At 68.8% G+C, this 15,785-nt stretch carries 13 protein-coding genes; 6 read left to right on the top strand and 7 right to left on the bottom strand.

All coding sequences use genetic code 11. The features are described 5' to 3' along the window. Nucleotides 1–19 precede the first annotated feature (19 nt). The 3 genes from ilvC to M3B01_RS12835 all read right to left on the bottom strand — a co-directional run bounded on the left by ilvC (nucleotide 20) and on the right by M3B01_RS12835 (nucleotide 3,489). The gene (gene ilvC, locus M3B01_RS12845; RefSeq protein ID WP_259792619.1) at nucleotides 20–1,051 is read right to left on the bottom strand and encodes a ketol-acid reductoisomerase; all 1,032 of its coding nucleotides are present in this window, start codon (nucleotides 1,049–1,051) and stop codon (nucleotides 20–22) included. A 141-nt stretch (nucleotides 1,052–1,192) separates the two neighbouring features. Further along, complete coding sequence (gene ilvN / locus M3B01_RS12840) at nucleotides 1,193–1,729, bottom strand: acetolactate synthase small subunit (protein ID WP_193864837.1); 537 nt, start codon at nucleotides 1,727–1,729, stop codon at nucleotides 1,193–1,195. A gap of 2 nt (nucleotides 1,730–1,731) precedes the next feature. Continuing rightward, nucleotides 1,732–3,489, bottom strand: a complete 1,758-nt coding sequence (locus M3B01_RS12835; RefSeq protein WP_259792617.1) for an acetolactate synthase large subunit — start codon at nucleotides 3,487–3,489, stop codon at nucleotides 1,732–1,734. A gap of 317 nt (nucleotides 3,490–3,806) precedes the next feature. On the opposite strand from M3B01_RS12835, the gene nirB reads away from it, so the two are divergent. The 5 genes from nirB (at nucleotide 3,807) to M3B01_RS12810 (ending at nucleotide 11,383) form a co-directional block, all read left to right on the top strand. After that, nucleotides 3,807–6,494, top strand: coding sequence for a nitrite reductase large subunit NirB (gene nirB / locus M3B01_RS12830; protein ID WP_259792615.1), 2,688 nt, complete (start codon nucleotides 3,807–3,809; stop codon nucleotides 6,492–6,494). 13 nt (nucleotides 6,495–6,507) lie between these two features. Then, complete coding sequence (locus M3B01_RS12825) at nucleotides 6,508–6,936, top strand: nitrite reductase (NAD(P)H) small subunit (RefSeq protein ID WP_259792613.1); 429 nt, start codon at nucleotides 6,508–6,510, stop codon at nucleotides 6,934–6,936. After that, on the top strand, nucleotides 6,936–8,561 hold the full coding sequence (gene cobA / locus M3B01_RS12820) for a uroporphyrinogen-III C-methyltransferase (protein ID WP_193864920.1): 1,626 nt from the start codon (nucleotides 6,936–6,938) through the stop codon (nucleotides 8,559–8,561). Before M3B01_RS12825 ends, cobA begins: the two co-directional genes overlap by 1 nt. A 315-nt stretch (nucleotides 8,562–8,876) precedes the next feature. Beyond that, nucleotides 8,877–11,177: a carbon starvation CstA family protein gene (locus M3B01_RS12815; RefSeq protein ID WP_259792611.1), complete on the top strand. Its 2,301-nt coding sequence runs from the start codon at nucleotides 8,877–8,879 to the stop codon at nucleotides 11,175–11,177. Nucleotides 11,178–11,182: 5 nt separating this feature from the next. Continuing rightward, nucleotides 11,183–11,383, top strand: a complete 201-nt coding sequence (locus M3B01_RS12810) for a YbdD/YjiX family protein (protein ID WP_193864833.1) — start codon at nucleotides 11,183–11,185, stop codon at nucleotides 11,381–11,383. A 46-nt stretch (nucleotides 11,384–11,429) separates the two neighbouring features. Here the strand turns inward: M3B01_RS12810 and ilvD are convergent, their stop codons facing one another. Then, nucleotides 11,430–13,262, bottom strand: coding sequence for a dihydroxy-acid dehydratase (gene ilvD / locus M3B01_RS12805; RefSeq protein ID WP_259792608.1), 1,833 nt, complete (start codon nucleotides 13,260–13,262; stop codon nucleotides 11,430–11,432). A gap of 220 nt (nucleotides 13,263–13,482) precedes the next feature. Continuing rightward, the gene (locus M3B01_RS12800) at nucleotides 13,483–13,716 is read right to left on the bottom strand and encodes a hypothetical protein (RefSeq protein ID WP_259792605.1); all 234 of its coding nucleotides are present in this window, start codon (nucleotides 13,714–13,716) and stop codon (nucleotides 13,483–13,485) included. A 461-nt stretch (nucleotides 13,717–14,177) separates the two neighbouring features. Here M3B01_RS12800 and M3B01_RS12795 point away from each other — a divergent pair, with 461 nt between their 5' ends. Then, entirely contained in the window at nucleotides 14,178–14,549 is a 372-nt protein-coding gene (locus M3B01_RS12795; RefSeq protein WP_193864830.1) for a hypothetical protein, read from the top strand. Between the two features lie 56 nt (nucleotides 14,550–14,605). Here the strand turns inward: M3B01_RS12795 and M3B01_RS12790 are convergent, their stop codons facing one another. Then, entirely contained in the window at nucleotides 14,606–15,205 is a 600-nt protein-coding gene (locus M3B01_RS12790; protein WP_259792599.1) for an alanine:cation symporter family protein, read from the bottom strand. Beyond that, nucleotides 15,145–15,785 (bottom strand): alanine:cation symporter family protein (locus M3B01_RS12785; RefSeq protein ID WP_259792597.1); only part of this gene is annotated, 641 nt, incomplete at its 5' end. The genes M3B01_RS12785 and M3B01_RS12790, both read right to left, overlap by 61 nt.

Genomic DNA, 15,785 nt, shown 5'->3' with positions numbered 1-15,785 from the left:
CGTGTGGGGACCGGGTGGGTCAGCGCGCGGCGCTGCCCTCGGTGTAGCCGTCATCCTGGGAGTCCTTGTTCCAGGAGAACATCTTGCGCAGGTCCTTGCCGACCTTCTCGATCGGGTGCTCTGCCTCCTCGGCGCGGAGCTTCTTGAACTCCTCGGCGCCGTTGTCCTGGTCCTCGATGAAACGCGTGGCGAAGGTGCCGTCCTGAATGTCGGCCAGCACCGCCTTCATGGACTCCTTGACACGGCTGTCCACCACGCGGGGACCGGAGACGTAGTCGCCGAACTCGGCAGTATCGGAGATGGACCAGCGCTGCTTGGCGATGCCGCCCTCGATCATCAGGTCGACGATCAGCTTGAGCTCGTGGAGCACCTCGAAGTAGGCGATCTCGGGCTGATAGCCGGCCTCGGTGAGGGTCTCGAACCCGGCCTGGACCAGGTGGCTCATGCCGCCGCACAACACGGCCTGCTCACCGAACAGGTCGGTCTCGGTCTCCTCGGTGAAGGTGGTGCGGATGCCGCCCGCGCGCAGTCCGCCGATGGCCTTGGCGTAGGAGAGGGCGAGGTCCCAGGCGCTGCCGCTGGCATCCTCCTCGACCGCGACGATCACGGGCACGCCACGACCGGCCACGTACTCCCGGCGCACGATGTGGCCGGGCCCCTTGGGGGCCACCATCGCCACGTCCACACCCGCCGGGGGCTGGATGTAGCCGTAGCGGATGTTGAAGCCGTGGGCGAAGAACAGGGCATCGCCCTCGCGCAGCTTGTCCTTGATCTGCTCGTCGTAGATGGTGCGCTGGTACTGGTCCGGCGCCAGGATCATCACCACGTCGGCCCAGTCGGCGACGTCGGCGGGGGTGCCGACGGCCAGGCCCTGCTCCTCGGCCGTGGCGCGGGAGCTCGAGCCCTCCTTGAGACCGATGCGCACCTCTACCCCGCTGTCGCGCAGGCTCAGGGCGTGGGCGTGGCCCTGGGAGCCGAAACCGATGACCGCGACCTTCCTGCCCTGGATGATCGAGAGATCGGCGTCGTCGTCGTAGAACATGTCGGCCACGGTGTGTGCTCCTTGGGTCGATGGTGCGGGCCCGGATCGGGTCGCTGAATCGGGGCAGATGCAGGATCATCCTACAGCCCGCCGTCTTACAGGGTGAGAGGGAATATCAGATGATGGAACGCGGTCGGTGGGGCGGCGAGCTCAGCCCAGCAGGTTCTTGTCGGTGAGAGCGCGGCCGCCACGTCCGATGGCCACTTCGCCGGACTTCACGATCTCGCGGATCCCGAAGGGCTCCAGCATGCTCAGCAGGGCGGTGAGCTTGTCCTGCGTACCGGTCGCCTCGATCGTCACGGCGTCCGCGGCGGCGTCGACCACCTTGGCCCGGAACATCTGCACGATCTCCAGCACCGAGGTGCGCGAGGTGTTGTCGGCCAAGACCTTGACCAGCATCAGTTCGCGCTGCACCGTCTGACGGGGCTCGAGCTGCACGATCTTCAGCACGTTGACCAGCTTGTTGAGCTGCTTCGTGATCTGCTCCAGGGGGTGCTGGGCCACGTCCACCACCACGGTGATGCGGGAGATCTCCGGGTGCTCGGTGGGGCCCACCGCGAGGGACGCGATGTTGTAGCCGCGACGGGCGAACAGTGCGGCGACGCGGGTGAGGACGCCCGGTTTGTTCTCCACCAGGACCGAGAGGGTCTGGGTGTCGGCGGGCATGGCGGATTCGGTGGCGTTCATTCTCAGATGTCCCTCTCCCACTCGGGGCTCATGCCCTGCGCGATCTGGATCTCGTCGTTGGAGACGCCGGCGGGGACCATGGGCCAGACCATGGCATCGGCGCTGACCTGGAAGTCCACCACCACCGGGCGGTCGTTGATCTCCATGGCCTGCTCAATGGTGGCGTCGATGTCCTCGTCCCTCTCGCAGCGCAGTCCGGCCGCGCCATAGGCGTCAGCGAGCTTGACGAAGTCGGGGATGCGGCGGGTGCCGTGCCCGGTGTTGAGATCGGTGTGGGAGTACCGCTTGTCGTAGAAGAGGTTCTGCCACTGCCGCACCATGCCCAGCGAGCTGTTGTTGATCACCGCGACCTTGATCGGGATGTCGTTGATGACGCAGGTGGCCAGCTCCTGGTTGGTCATCTGGAAGCAGCCGTCGCCGTCGATGGCCCACACGGTGGTCTCGGGCCGTCCCACCTTGGCGCCCATCGCGGCCGGCACGGAGTAGCCCATGGTGCCCAGGCCTCCCGAGTTGATCCACGAGTTGGGCTTCTCGTAGCGGATGAACTGGCTGGACCACATCTGGTGCTGGCCCACGCCCGCCACGTAGATCGAGTCCGGTCCGGAGATCTCGCCGATCCGGGAGATCACCTTCTGCGGGGCGGTGTAGCCGTCGGCGGTGGCGGTCCATCCCAGCGGGTAGGTGTCTCGCAGCATCGACAGGGTGCTCCACCAGGACTCGTAGTCGCGGGTGTCGTCGGCGGCTATGCGCTCACGCAGCTCCGCTGCCAGCGCGGCGGCCACCTCGGCGGCCTGGCCCACGATCGGGACGTCGGCGGTGCGGTTCTTGGAGATCTCCGCAGGGTCGATGTCGGCATGGACGATCGTCGCGTTCGGCGCGAAGGAGTCCAGGCGACCGGTCACGCGGTCGTCGAAGCGCGCACCGATGGCCACGATCAGATCCGCCCGCTGCAGCGCGGAGACCGCCGCGACGGTGCCGTGCATGCCGGGCATGCCCAGGTGGCTGGGATGCGAGTCCGGCAGGGCGCCGCGGCCCATCAGGGTGGTGACGAACGGTGCGCCGCTGGCATCGATCAGCTCGGTCACCTGCTGGGAGGCACGGCCGCGGATCACGCCGCCGCCCAGCAGGAACACCGGCCGGCGGGACTGCATGAGCAGGGAGACCGCCTCGCGGATCTGCTTGTTGTGGGGGCGGGGCTCGGGTCGGTAGCCGGGCAGGTCCAGGGTCTCGGGCCACACGAAGTCCGCGGTGGCCTGCTGGGCGTCCTTGGTGACGTCCACCAGCACCGCACCGGGGCGGCCGGTGGAGGCGATGTGGAAGGCCTGCTTGATCACGCGCGGGATCTCGGCGGCGTCCTTGACCAGGAAGTTGTGCTTGGTCACCGGCATCGTCATGCCCACGATGTCCGCCTCCTGGAACGCGTCGGTCCCGATGAAGGAGGAGCCGACCTGCCCGGTGATGGCGACCATCGGGATCGAGTCCATCTGGGCGTCGGCGATGGGGGTGATGAGGTTGGTGGCACCTGGCCCGGACGTGGCCAGGCACACCCCCACCCGCCCTGTGGCATGGGCGTACCCGCTGGCAGCGTGGCCGGCGCCCTGCTCATGGCGCACCAGCACGTGGCGCAGCTTCTGCGCATCCATCAGCGGGTCGTAGGTGGGCAGGATCGCCCCGCCGGGAAGGCCGAAGACGACCTCGGCCCCGGCGTGCTCGAGGGACTGCACCAGTGCCTGTGCGCCGGTGAGGTGCTGAGGTGTCATCGGAACTCCTTCAAAGAAAAAGCCCCTCGGCCTGTGGCTCTGAGGGGCGCGGGACGTCTCGTGGGGACGAACGGGCGTCAGCCGCGCTCGGTGATTACGAGAAGGATCGTCTGCATGCGGCCACCATAGCCCCCCGCCCGTCGTACGGCGGACCAGCCGTCCACCATTCGGACGCCCCCGTATCGGCCCAGGTCGTACCGCATCGCCGCTTATCAGCTGCGAGCCCGCCGGCGGGCGGTAGAAAAGTCCCGCCCCGCCTCGCGCTCTCCCTTAGTCTGGTCGGACGCAGCCCCTCGCAGAGAGACGTGTGACCACAGATGACCGCCCCCGGACACTCCCCCCTGACCACGGCCGAGGACACCACCACGACCCCACCCCTGGACGGCGAACGGATCGTCGTCGTCGGCGGCGGCATGACCGGCCATCGATTCGTCTCCCGGCTGCGAGCCCAGGACCCCGAGGGCAGCTGGGAGCTCACCATGATCGGTGAGGAGCCCCAGCAGCCGTACGACCGCGTGCACCTGTCCAACTGGTTCTCCAGCCGCAACGCGGACCTGCTCACCCTGGACCCCACGGTCTGGGACGATCCCCGCATCACCCTGGTCACCGGCGACGCCGTGACCGCCCTGGACCGCGATGCGCAGACGGTCACCACCGCTAGCGGCACCGTGCACTCCTACGACCGTCTGGTGCTGGCCACCGGCTCCTGGGCGTGGTCGCCCCGCGCCGAGGGCAACGACCTGCCCGGCACCTTCTCCTACCGCACCATCGATGACGTCGAGAAGATGGCCGAGTGGGTCACCCTGCGCTCCGAGAAGGTGGGGCGCCCGCTGCGCGGTGTGGTCGTCGGAGGTGGCGTGCTCGGCCTGGAGGCAGCTGCCGCCCTGAAGAACATGGAGGTGGACACCACCGTCGTGGAGTTCGCGGACCGCCTGATGGCCGTCCAGCTGGACCAGGGCGGCGGCGAGATGCTGCGCCTGCTGATCGAGGATCTCGGCATCGGCGTGCGCACCGGCGTGGGAGCGGCCCGCTTCTCCCCCGCCGCCGACGGCGCCATGGGCACCGCCCACCTCACCGACGACTCCGAGCTGCCCGCGGACATCGTGGTGTTCTCCACCGGCATCCGCCCCCGCGACAAGGTGGCCCGCGAGGCCGGCCTGGCGATCGGCGAGCGCGGCGGCGTGGTGGTGGGCGAGACCTGCCAGACCTCCGACGAGATCATCTGGGCGATCGGCGAGTGCGCCTCCTTCAACGGCGTGTGCGCGGGCCTGGTGGCCCCCGGCAACGACATGGCCGACGTGGTGGTGGACCGCTTCCTGGGGGGCAAGCGCACCCATGAGCGCTCGGTGGAGGGCACCAAGCTCAAGGGAGTGGGCGTGGAGGCAGCCGCCTTCGGCGACGTCAACGGCCTCACCCCGGGCGCCCTGGACGTCACCTTCATCGACCCGTTCAAGCGCCAGTACCGCAAGCTCGTGGTCAGCGACGACGCCAAGACCCTGCTGGGCGGCGTGTTCATCGGCGACATCGAGCTGTACTCCTCGCTGCGGCCCCTGGTGGGCCGGGCACTCGGGGCGGACCCGTCGGCCCTGATCGCCCCGGCCGGCGCCGGCGCCATGCCCGACACCGAGCTGCCCGACGACGCCGTGGTGTGCTCCTGCAACAACGTCGCCGCCGGCACCGTGCGCGCCGCCGTCACCGAGCAGGGCTGCCACACCATCGGCCAGGTCAAGGAGTGCACCAAGGCCGGCACGGTGTGCGGCTCCTGCGTGCCGCTGCTGACGAAGATCCTCAACAAGGAGCTGGAGAAGTCCGGCATCACCGTCTCCAAGGGGCTGTGCGAGCACTTCGCGCACTCCCGCGCGGAGCTGTTCAAGCTCGTGGAGGAGGGCGGCCAGCAGACCTTCACCGAGGTGGTCGCCGCCTACGGCACCGGCCGCGGCTGCGCGGTGTGCCGCCCGGTGGTGGCCTCGATCCTGTCCACCCTGGGCGCGATCACCGGCTCCCGACACAACCCGGTGGGTCGTCAGCTGGGCTCCCTGCAGGACACCAACGACTTCGTGATGGCGAACATCCAGAAGGACGGCACCTACTCGGTGATCCCGGCGATGCCTGCCGGCGAGGTCACCCCCGAGGGCCTGATGGTGATCGCTCAGGTGGCGAAGGACTACGGCCTGTACGTGAAGCTCAACGGCGCCCAGCGCATCGGCATGTTCGGCGCGCGCCTGGAGCAGCTGCCGGAGATCTGGAAGCGCCTGGTGGACGCCGGTTTCCAGTCCGGTCACGCCTACGGCAAGTCCCTGCGCATGGTCAAGGCCTGCCTGGGCACCAACTGGTGCCGGTTCGGAGTGCAGGACTCCACCACCATGGCCGTGGCGCTGGAGAAGCGCTATCGCGGCCTGCGCTCGCCGCACAAGCTCAAGATCAGCGTCTCGGGCTGTGCGCGCGAGTGCGCGGAGGCCCAGGCCAAGGACGTCGGCGTGATCGCGACCACGAAGGGCTGGAACCTTTTCGTGGGCGGCAACGGCGGCGCCCAGCCCGCCCACGGCAAGCTGCTGGTCGAGGACCTGGATGACACCAACCTGGTCAAGTGCATCGACCGCTTCCTGATGCTGTACATCCGCGAAGCGGACAAGCTGCAGCGCACGGCGCGCTGGGTGGAGGAGTTCCCGGGCGGCATCGAGGAGCTGCGCCGCATCATCGTGGACGACTCGCTGGGCATCGGCGAGCAGCTGGAGGAGTCCATGCAGAAGCACGCCGATTCCTACGTGGACGAGTGGGCCGAGGCCGTGTACGACCCGGAGCGCCGCGCGAAGTTCGTCTCCTTCGTCAACGCCCCGGAGAAGTCCGACCCGGGACTGAGGTACGTGCTCGAGCGCGGGCAGGCCCGGCCGGCGGCCGAGGGCGAGACCGACACCTACCCGACCCCGCTGGCAGCCCGCCAGCACGCCATGGCCACGCCGGGGACCGCCGAGCCCTCCGGCTACGACCCCACCCAGAAGAGCTGAGGAGCCAGCAGCGATGAACACCGACGCCACCGTGGACACCTCGGCCGGCACCGCCGGCGAGATGATCGAGATCTGCTCCGTGGACGCCCTGACCGTGGAGCGCGGCGCCGCCGCACTGCTGCCGGACGGCACCCAGATCGGCGTGTTCCTGCTGGAGGACGGCAGCGTGCACGCGATCCAGCAGCTGGATCCGTACTCGGGCACACAGATCCTCTCTCGCGGACTGGTGGGCTCCCACCTGGTGCCGGGCGAGGGCGAGGAACCCGGGACGATCGTGCCCACGATCGCCTCCCCGATGTACAAGCAGGCCTGGAACCTGAGCACCGGCGAGGTGCTGGATGCCGGGGGTGGGGAGCCGCAGCCGATCGCCGTGTACGACGCCGAGATCCGGGACGGGAAGCTTCACGTGGCCACCTCGCCCCGGCCGGCCGCCGGTTCATGATGGCGGGCGGCTCCGACACCGCTCCCGGCTCCCCCGCCCGCCCGGGCTCCGATCCCCTCGACGCAAGTGCCCTGTCCACCACGCGCCTCGAGCCGGGAACGGTGGCCCTGGTGGGAGGCGGGCCGGGGGCCCTGGACCTGATCACCGTGCGCGGGCTGGCGCTGCTGCGCCAGGCCGACGTGGTGGTGGTGGACCGTCTGGGCCCCGCGGGCCTGACCGAGCTGCTCGACGAGCACGTCGAGATCATCCCCGTGGGCAAGACCCCCGGCGTGGCCTCGATCCCCCAGGCGGAGATCGAGCAGGTGCTGGTGGAGCGGGCCCGCGCGGGCAAGCGCGTGGTGCGGCTCAAGGGCGGGGACCCTTTCCTGCTGGGCCGGGGCGGCGAGGAGGTGCTGGCCTGCCGTGCCGCCGGCATCGACGTCCAGGTGGTGCCGGGGGTGAGCTCCTCGATCGCGGGGCCCGCCGCGGGCGACGTCCCCGTCACACACCGCGGCACCGCCGTCGCCCTCCACGTGGTCAACGCCCACGGCGACCTGGGGCCGGCCGATCTGGCCGCGCTGCGGGACGCCGGCACCACCACGGTGCTGATGATGGGCGTGGAATGGCTGCCGCGCCTGGTGGCCCAGGCGACACTCAACGGTGTCGACCCTGCCACCCCGGTGGCCGTCGTGCAGAGCGCGACCATGCTCGAGCAGCGTTGCGTGCGCGGCACGCTGGCGACCATCGTGGAGACAGTGGAGCGCGAGCAGATCACCTCGCCCGCCGTGATCGCGGTGGGCGGCACCGCCGCCGAGGGCTTCCTGGCTCCCCCCGAGCCGCAGGAGACCGGTCGCGGCGCGGGCCGCGACAACCTCACCGCCCCGCAGGAGCAGGCGGAGCACCCGTTCTCCGCGGGCGACGCGCAGGGCGGGGACGCCCCCGGCCGCTCCCCGGTGCTGATCGGCTGCGCCCACGGCACCCGCTTCCGGGCGGGCCGCGACGTGATCCGCGAACTGCTGGTGATGGCCGCGGAGCTGGTCGATGCCCCGGTGCGGGAGTCGTTCGTGGACATCCAGGCCCCGGCGATCGAGGATGCGGTGGCCGCCCATGCCGGCCCCTCCGATGCCACCCGTCTCGATGCCCCGGTCTCAGCGGTGGTGGTGCCGGTGCTGCTGTCCACGGGCTACCACGTGCGCAAGGACATCGGCGGGGCGGTGCGCGGACGCACCGCCGTGGCGACCGCGCCGCTGGGCCCGGATGAGCGCCTGGCCACCGTGATGGTCGAACGCCTGCGGGAGGCGGGCCTGAGCAAGGGCGACACCGTGGTGATGGCGGCGGCTGGAACCAGCGACCCGGACGGGGTGGCGATGGTCGAGCAGATGCGTGACCTGCTCGCGGGCGCTCTGGAAACCGAGGTCGGGTTGGGCTACGTGGCGGCCTCCGCGCCGGATGTGGCCACCGTGGTGCGGCAGGCCCGCCAGGCCGGGGCCGAGCGCGTGGTGGTGGCGTCCTACATGCTGGCACCGGGACACTTCCAGAAGAAACTGGAGGCGTCCGGGGCCGATGTGGTGGCGCGGCCTTTGGGCACGCATCCGTTGGTGGCCGAGGTCATCGCGGACCGGTACCGGGCGGCGGTCGGAGACTGACAGAGCGGGGTTGCGACCCGCACAACGTCGTCACGGAACTCCTTGGGGTACGGCTTGGACACGGTGAACATCCCTCCAGTCCAACCCCACGGGCTGGGCAGACCGGTTGTCGCCTATCCGTGCAGCAGACCCTCGGCACGGGGGCGTTCTTTCTGCTGAGTCCGGCACCGGGCTGCGCACCCACCGTGCACCACCGCGAACAGCGCGTTCCGTCCCGGCAGCGGCAGGGGACCAAGGACCTTGGAATCACCTGGGAACGGGCTTACGGTAACGGCACCCCCTCTCGCTCCCCGCTGCGAAAGAACGGTAGCCGCTATGAGCCACAACGCCCAGCCCGAGGAACCCGAGGCGGTCGACCGCAACGGGTCCGCCGCCCTCACCGATCCCCACCCACCCACAGCGCTGCCCGCCGAGGACTATGCCCGCGACCACCGCTGGACACCCGCGAAGATCGCCATCTGGGCGACCATCGCGCTGCTGGGCGGCCTGGGATGGGTGATGCTGGCCCTGGTGCGCGGCGAGCACGTCAACGGGATCTGGTTCGTGTTCGCCTCCGTGTGCACCTACCTGATCGGCTACCGGTTCTACTCCAAGTACATCCAGGACAACTTGGTGCGGCCCGATGACCGCCGCGCCACCCCCGCCGAGTACGCCTATGACGGCAAGGACTACGTTCCCACCGATCGCCGGGTGCTGTACGGACACCACTTCGCGGCCATTGCTGGTGCGGGCCCCCTGGTGGGGCCGGTGCTGGCGGCCCAGATGGGCTACCTTCCCGGAACGATCTGGATCATCGTCGGGGTGATCCTGGCCGGTGCTGTCCAGGACTACCTGGTGCTGGCGATCTCCACCCGTCGTCACGGCCGCTCCCTAGGGCAGATGGCCCGCGACGAACTGGGCCTGGTCGGCGGTATCGCGGCCTTCGTGGCCACGCTGAGCATCATGCTGATCATCGTCGCCATTCTGGCGATGGTGGTGGTCAATGCCCTCGGGGAGAGCGCCTGGGGCGTGTTCTCGGTGGGCCTGACCATTCCCATCGCCCTGTTCATGGGCTTCTATCTGCGGTTCATCCGCCCCGGGAAGGTCATGGAGGTCTCCGCTATTGGGTGCGCGATGCTGCTGGCGGCCATTATCGGCGGCCGCTGGGTATCCGAGAGCGACTGGGGCCAGACCCTCTTCCACATCGACCGCCCCGTGCTGGCATGGATGATCATCGGGTACGGCTTCCTGGCCGCGGTGCTGCCGGTGTGGGTGCTGCTGGCGCCGCGCGACTACCTCTCCACCTTCATGAAGGTGGGCGTGATCGTGATGCTCGCGCTGGCCATCGTCCTGGTGCGGCCCGCGCTCCAGGCTCCGCCGCTGTCCGAGTACGCCTCCCGGGCCGACGGCCCCGTGTTCGCCGGGCCGCTGTTCCCGTTCCTCTTCGTGACCATCGCCTGCGGTGCACTGTCCGGGTTCCATGCGCTCATCTCCTCGGGCACCACCCCGAAACTGGTGGAGAAGGAGAGCCAGACCCGGATGATCGGGTACGGCGGCATGTTGATGGAATCGTTCGTGGCGATCATGGCGCTGGTGGCCGCCGCCTCCATCGACCGCGGCATCTACTTCGCCATGAACTCGTCGTTCGCGGCCACGGGCGGCACCGCTGAGGGCGCGGCCCAGTTCATCAGTTCGCTCGGCCTGACCGGGGTGTCCGTCGAACCCGAGGTGCTGGAGCACACCGCGCAGCAGGTGGGCGAGAACTCCATCGTCTCGCGCACCGGTGGCGCTCCCACCTTGGCGCTCGGTCTGGCGGGCATCATGAAGCGGGTGATCGGCGGGGACGCCATGATGGCGTTCTGGTACCACTTCGCCATCATGTTCGAGGCGCTGTTCATCCTGACGGCGGTGGATGCCGGTACCCGAGTGGCCCGCTTCATGCTCTCGGACGTGCTCGGCAACGTGTACCAGCGCTTCCGCGACCCGAAGTGGACGGCGGGTGCGTGGATCACCACCGCGGTGATGGTGGCCGGTTGGGGGTCCATCCTGGTGATGGGCGTCAATGATCCCCTGGGCGGAATCAACACCCTGTTTCCGCTGTTCGGTATCGCCAACCAGTTGCTCGCGGCCATCGCCCTGTCGATCTGCCTGGTGGTGTTCGCCCGCAAGGGCCGACGGTGGACCCTGCTGATCATTGCGGTGCCGATGCTGTTCACGGCCGTGATCACGGTGTACGGCTCATACCTGAAGATCTTCTCGCCCGTCCCGGCTATCGGGTACTGGGCCAATCACCAGATGTTCAAAGAGGCACTGGCCAACGGTGAGACCTCCCTGGGGCTGGCTGGCAGTGTCGAGGAGATGCAGACGGTGGTGTTCAACACGGCTGTGCAGGGCTCGCTGTCGATCCTGTTCGTGGTGTGCGCCCTGATCGTGATGATCGTGGCCGTGTGGCGCACCATCCAGGCCCTGCGGGGCCAGAACCTGCTGAACACGGAGGAGGAGCCGGTGGAGTCGGTGTACTACGCTCCCTCCGGCCTGGGTGCCTCACCATCGGAGAAGGCACTGCAGGCGCAGTGGGCGCAGTGGCTGAGCCGTCACCCCGAGAAGGACTTCTCGACCCGAGGCGGGGGGCACTGAGCGTCATGGCCCTCACAAGCACCCTGCGGTCGATGCTGGCCAGTGCGTGCCGCATCGCCCGCGGGGTGCTCGGCTCGGATGCCTACGATCACTATCTTCGCCACCACGAGATCACCGGCTGTGCCCACGCTCCCCTGAGCGAGCGGGAGTTCTGGCGCCAGCGGTACGCCGAGCAGGACGCGAACCCTGGGAGCCGCTGCTGCTGACCGGCATCGGGCAGTCAGCGCGGCGGCCGCTTAGTCGAAGCCGTGATCAGTCCAGGGGCCGACGGGTCGCGCCGTAGGTGGCTGAGCGCACCAGGTGCGCGTACACCTTGAGCGCCTGGGTGATCTTGCGGTCGCGGCTGACGGGACGCCAGGGCAGCTCGCCCTTCTTCTGGCGGCGACGCTCGAGCTCGGCGTCGTCCACCTCCAGGCTCAAGGAGCGCTTGTCCACGTCGATGACGATGCGGTCGCCGTCCTCGACCAGTCCGATGATGCCGCCCTCGGCGGCCTCCGGGGAGATGTGGCCGATGGAGACGCCGCTGGTGCCGCCGGAGAAGCGGCCGTCGGTGATCAGTGCGCAGTCGCGGCCCAGGCCCCGGCCCTTGAGGAAGGAGGTGGGGTAGAGCATCTCCTGCATACCGGGGCCGCCCTGGGGGCCCTCGTAGCGGATCACCACGACGTGGCCGGCCTTGACGGTCTTGTCCAGGATCTTCTGGACGGCCTCCTCCTGGGACTCGCATACCACCGCGGTGCCCTCGAAGTGGAACAGGTCCTCGGTGATGCCGGCGGTCTTGATCACGCTGCCCTCGGCGGCGAGGTTGCCGGTGAGCACGCACAGGCCGCCGTCCTTGGTGTGGGCGTGGGGCACGGCGCGGATCACACCGCCCTCGGAATCGGTGTCCAGCTCCTTGTAGGTGTTGGTGGAGGAGAACGCCTGGGTGGTGCGCACGCCGCCGGGTGCCGCATGGAACAGGGCGTTGGCCTTCTCGGTGGGCGACCCGCCGCGGATGTCCCAGTCCTTCAGCCAGGACTGCAGATCCGGGGAGTGCACGGAGTGGACGGTGTGGTGCAGCAGTCCGGCTCGGTCCAGCTCGCCCAGGATGGCGGGGATGCCGCCGGCGCGGTGGACGTCCTCCACGTGGGCGGTGCCGTTGGGCGCCACCTTGGACAGGCACGGCACGGTGCGGGAGATGCGGTCGATGTCCTCGAGGGTGAAGTCGACCTCGCCCTCGATGGCCGTGGCCAGGATGTGCAGCACGGTGTTGGTGGAGCCGCCCATCGCCACGTCCAGGCTCATGGCGTTGCAGAACGCGGCCTTGGTAGCGATGTTCCTCGGCAGCACGGAGTCGTCGTCCTGCTCGTAGTAGCGCTTGGCGAGGTCCACCACGGTACGCCCGGCTTGCAGGAACAGTTCCTTGCGGAAGGCGTGGGTGGCCAGGGTGGTGCCGTTGCCGGGCAGGGACAGGCCCAGCGCCTCGGTGAGGCAGTTCATCGAGTTCGCAGTGAACATGCCGGAGCAGGAGCCGCAGGTGGGGCAGGCGTTCTCCTCGATGTCGGCAAGCTGGGCGTCGGTGACGGTGTCGTCCGCGCTCTGCACGATCGCATCGATCAGGTCCAGGCGGTGCTCGACCACGCCGTCCACGGGCTCACCCGACTCCATCGGCCCGCCGGAGACGAACACCACCGGGATGTTCAGGCGCATGGCGGCCATCAGATGGCCGGGGGTGATCTTGTCGCAGTTGGAGATGCACACCAGCGCGTCGGCGGTGTGGGCGTTGACCATGTACTCGATGGAGTCCGCGATCACGTCGCGGCTGGGCAGCGAGTAGAGCATGCCGCCGTGGCCCATGGCGATGCCGTCGTCTACCGCGATGGTGTTGAACTCCTTGGCGACGCCTCCGGCCTCCTTGACGGCGGAGGCCACCAGGTCGCCCATGTTCTTTAGGTGCACGTGGCCGGGCACGAACTGGGTGTAGGAGTTGGCGATCGCGATGATCGGCTTGCCGAAGTCCGAGGTCTCCATGCCGGTGGCGCGCCAGAGGGCACGCGCGCCCGCCATGTTGCGGCCGTGGGTCGAGGTGCGGGAGCGGAGCTGAGGCATGGGGGGCAGTCTACGCCGCCGCCACGATGCGAGATGTGAAGCTCACGATGTGGACACGCGGTCGTCGGTTGACATGCCGGCCTGTCGGAGGCGCGCGGGACTGCGGGACGCGTGCCCGCCGTCTCTTCCCGCAGGGAAGTTCTCCCCATCGACACCGTACGGCCGCAACCCTATTCTTCTACGACGTAGAGATCGCCAGGAGGAAGTCCGGGGCATGTCGTCATTTCTGGGGAGCGACCCGGAAGCCGTTCGACGCTTCGCTCAACTCCTCCGTGACCGGCAAGAGGCGCTGGAGCGAACTCGATCGATTCTGGAGCCGGCAGCCCAATGCGACCCGATCTGGAAAGGGCCAGACGGTGACAGCTTCCGAATCGCGGTCCGCACCGACGTTCTCCCTGTCCTCATCGACGCGACGTCCAGGTTCAGCACCCTGGCCGGCGAAGCCGATGCTCATGCGGATGAACAGGACGGCGCCTCTGCGGCCTCTGACCCCGTGGGCGTGCAGACCCATCTCCCTCCCCCGGCTTCACCAAGACCGGAGGCACCGAGCAGGGCGGGGCGCGAGGGTGGTCGTGCGCATGACCGTCGTGGCGATGGAAGTGAAGTCGGGCCCCCCGACGGGCCACTGGGATCCGGACTCCCTGACGGTCTCGGCGACCCAGTGCCAGGCACAACTGCAAATGACCCGGGGATGACGGAATGGCATCCTGTTGATCCCGGCGCCGGCGACTGGTCCAGTGAGGATGCAACTATTGCCGACCACACGTGGGAGTTCCTTCTTCACGGATCGACCGCAAGAAGGACGACAGGGCCATGAGACGTCGAATCGCCCTCATCGGGGCTCTGAGCTTGGTTCCACCGTCACTGCTGACGGCCTGCAGCATTTCCGATCCGAAGAATGAGAAGACCACGGCTATGACAAGCAAGCCCAGTACTCCTGAAGAAGCACTCACCGCTGTGGGCCTGCCTGTCCCCGACGCAGAACTGACTCTCAGCGAAGGAATCGTCAACACCGAACTCCTCGAATGGAGTCTGCGAGTCACCTTCACGGGCAGCGCCGAGACGGTGCAGACGTGGATGGCCGATGCCTTCGGGGAAGGTACGAACGGCCTCCCCGTCAGTGAGGACGGGGCCCCCATCTCCCCGCGCATAGCGCCGGAGGAGGTGCACACGGGAATGCGCTGGGAAAGCGGCTCCAACCCCAGGGATCCGAACGCCACCTACACGGTGCTGATCTCGTCCGACGGCACCGACGTCGTGGTCGCAGCCGCCCGTACCACTCGCTGACGCCTGCGAACTGGACGACGGACAGGGCGAAGGTCCAGGCCCTCCTCACCTGTGCCTCAGTCGGCGCGGTGCGATCCACCGCCGGCGGGCCCACTCCCCGCTCCCCCATCGCCCTCGCTGCGCCGCTCCTCGACCGCCAGGAACTGTCCGGTGTCCGGGATCGGCTCATCGGGGGTGCCCATCGGTGAGGCGAGGTCGTCTCCGTGGTGGGCGGCGCGCACCGGGAAGTCCGGGTCGTCCGAGAGCGTGCGGTGCAGGGTGCGCAGGCGCTCCTTCTCCGCGCGCTCCTCCTTCTCCGCTCGCTGCGTCTGCTCCGGGGTCGGGTCCTCCGAGACCAGCCCGACCCGCAGGTCCTCGTCCTCGACCGCTTCGATGGACCCGGCACACAGACGGCGGTTGAACCCGAAGATCTCCAGGCGCACCACCTTCGCCAGGAAGTAGATGCCCAGGATGTTGGGGACCGCCAACAGGAAGAACGACGCATCGCCGAAGGCGATCACGGCGTCGAGGGAGGCGGCCGAACCGATCACTGCACCGACGATCCACAGCACGCGGAAGGTGTAGATGATCGACTTCTTGTAGCCGAAGAGGTACGTCAGTGCCTGCTCACCGTAGTAGGCGTAGGCCAGCAGGGTGGAGTAGCCGAAGAGTGCCACTGCCAGGGTGAGCAGCAGCCGAAGGCGCCCAGCACGGTGAACACGGCGTACGCCGAGCCCAGCACGACGCCCAGGCGGCGGTAGCCGATGGAGGCGAGGCCGTCGCGCAGGTAGACCATGGGGCCACCCTGGATGCTGCCGTCCTCGCGGATTTCCCGGAACTTCGACCCCAGCGTGGCCTCGGCCATCTTCATGCTCATGCCCAGGACGCCGAAGGCCGCGATCCACAGCGCCGCGCCCGGGCCGCCCAGGGACACGGCCACCGCCACGCCGGCGATGTTGCCCAGGCCCACGGTGCCGGACAGCTCAGTGGCCAGTGCCTGGAAGCTGGAGACCTCACCGGGGTCGGTCCGGGCGCTGAACTTCCCTCGGATCACCTGCATGGACGCCCGGAATCCGCTGATCGGTTGGAAGCGCAGCCACACCGTCATGAACAGCGCGCCGATCGCGAGCCACAGCACGATGATCGGCAGCCCGCCGAAGAGGGGGATCTCGAAGAAGACGACCGCGCTCATCACGTCGGCGGCCGGGCCCATGAACCTCTCGATCAGCTCGTCGATGTTCGGCATGGCCCCATCCC

Origin of the sequence: Brachybacterium sp. p3-SID957 (genome assembly GCF_025144775.1) — a bacterium.
GTDB lineage: Bacteria > Actinomycetota > Actinomycetes > Actinomycetales > Dermabacteraceae > Brachybacterium > Brachybacterium epidermidis.
Note: the sequence above shows the minus strand (reverse complement) of the source record. Positions and strands in the feature narration are given on the sequence as shown.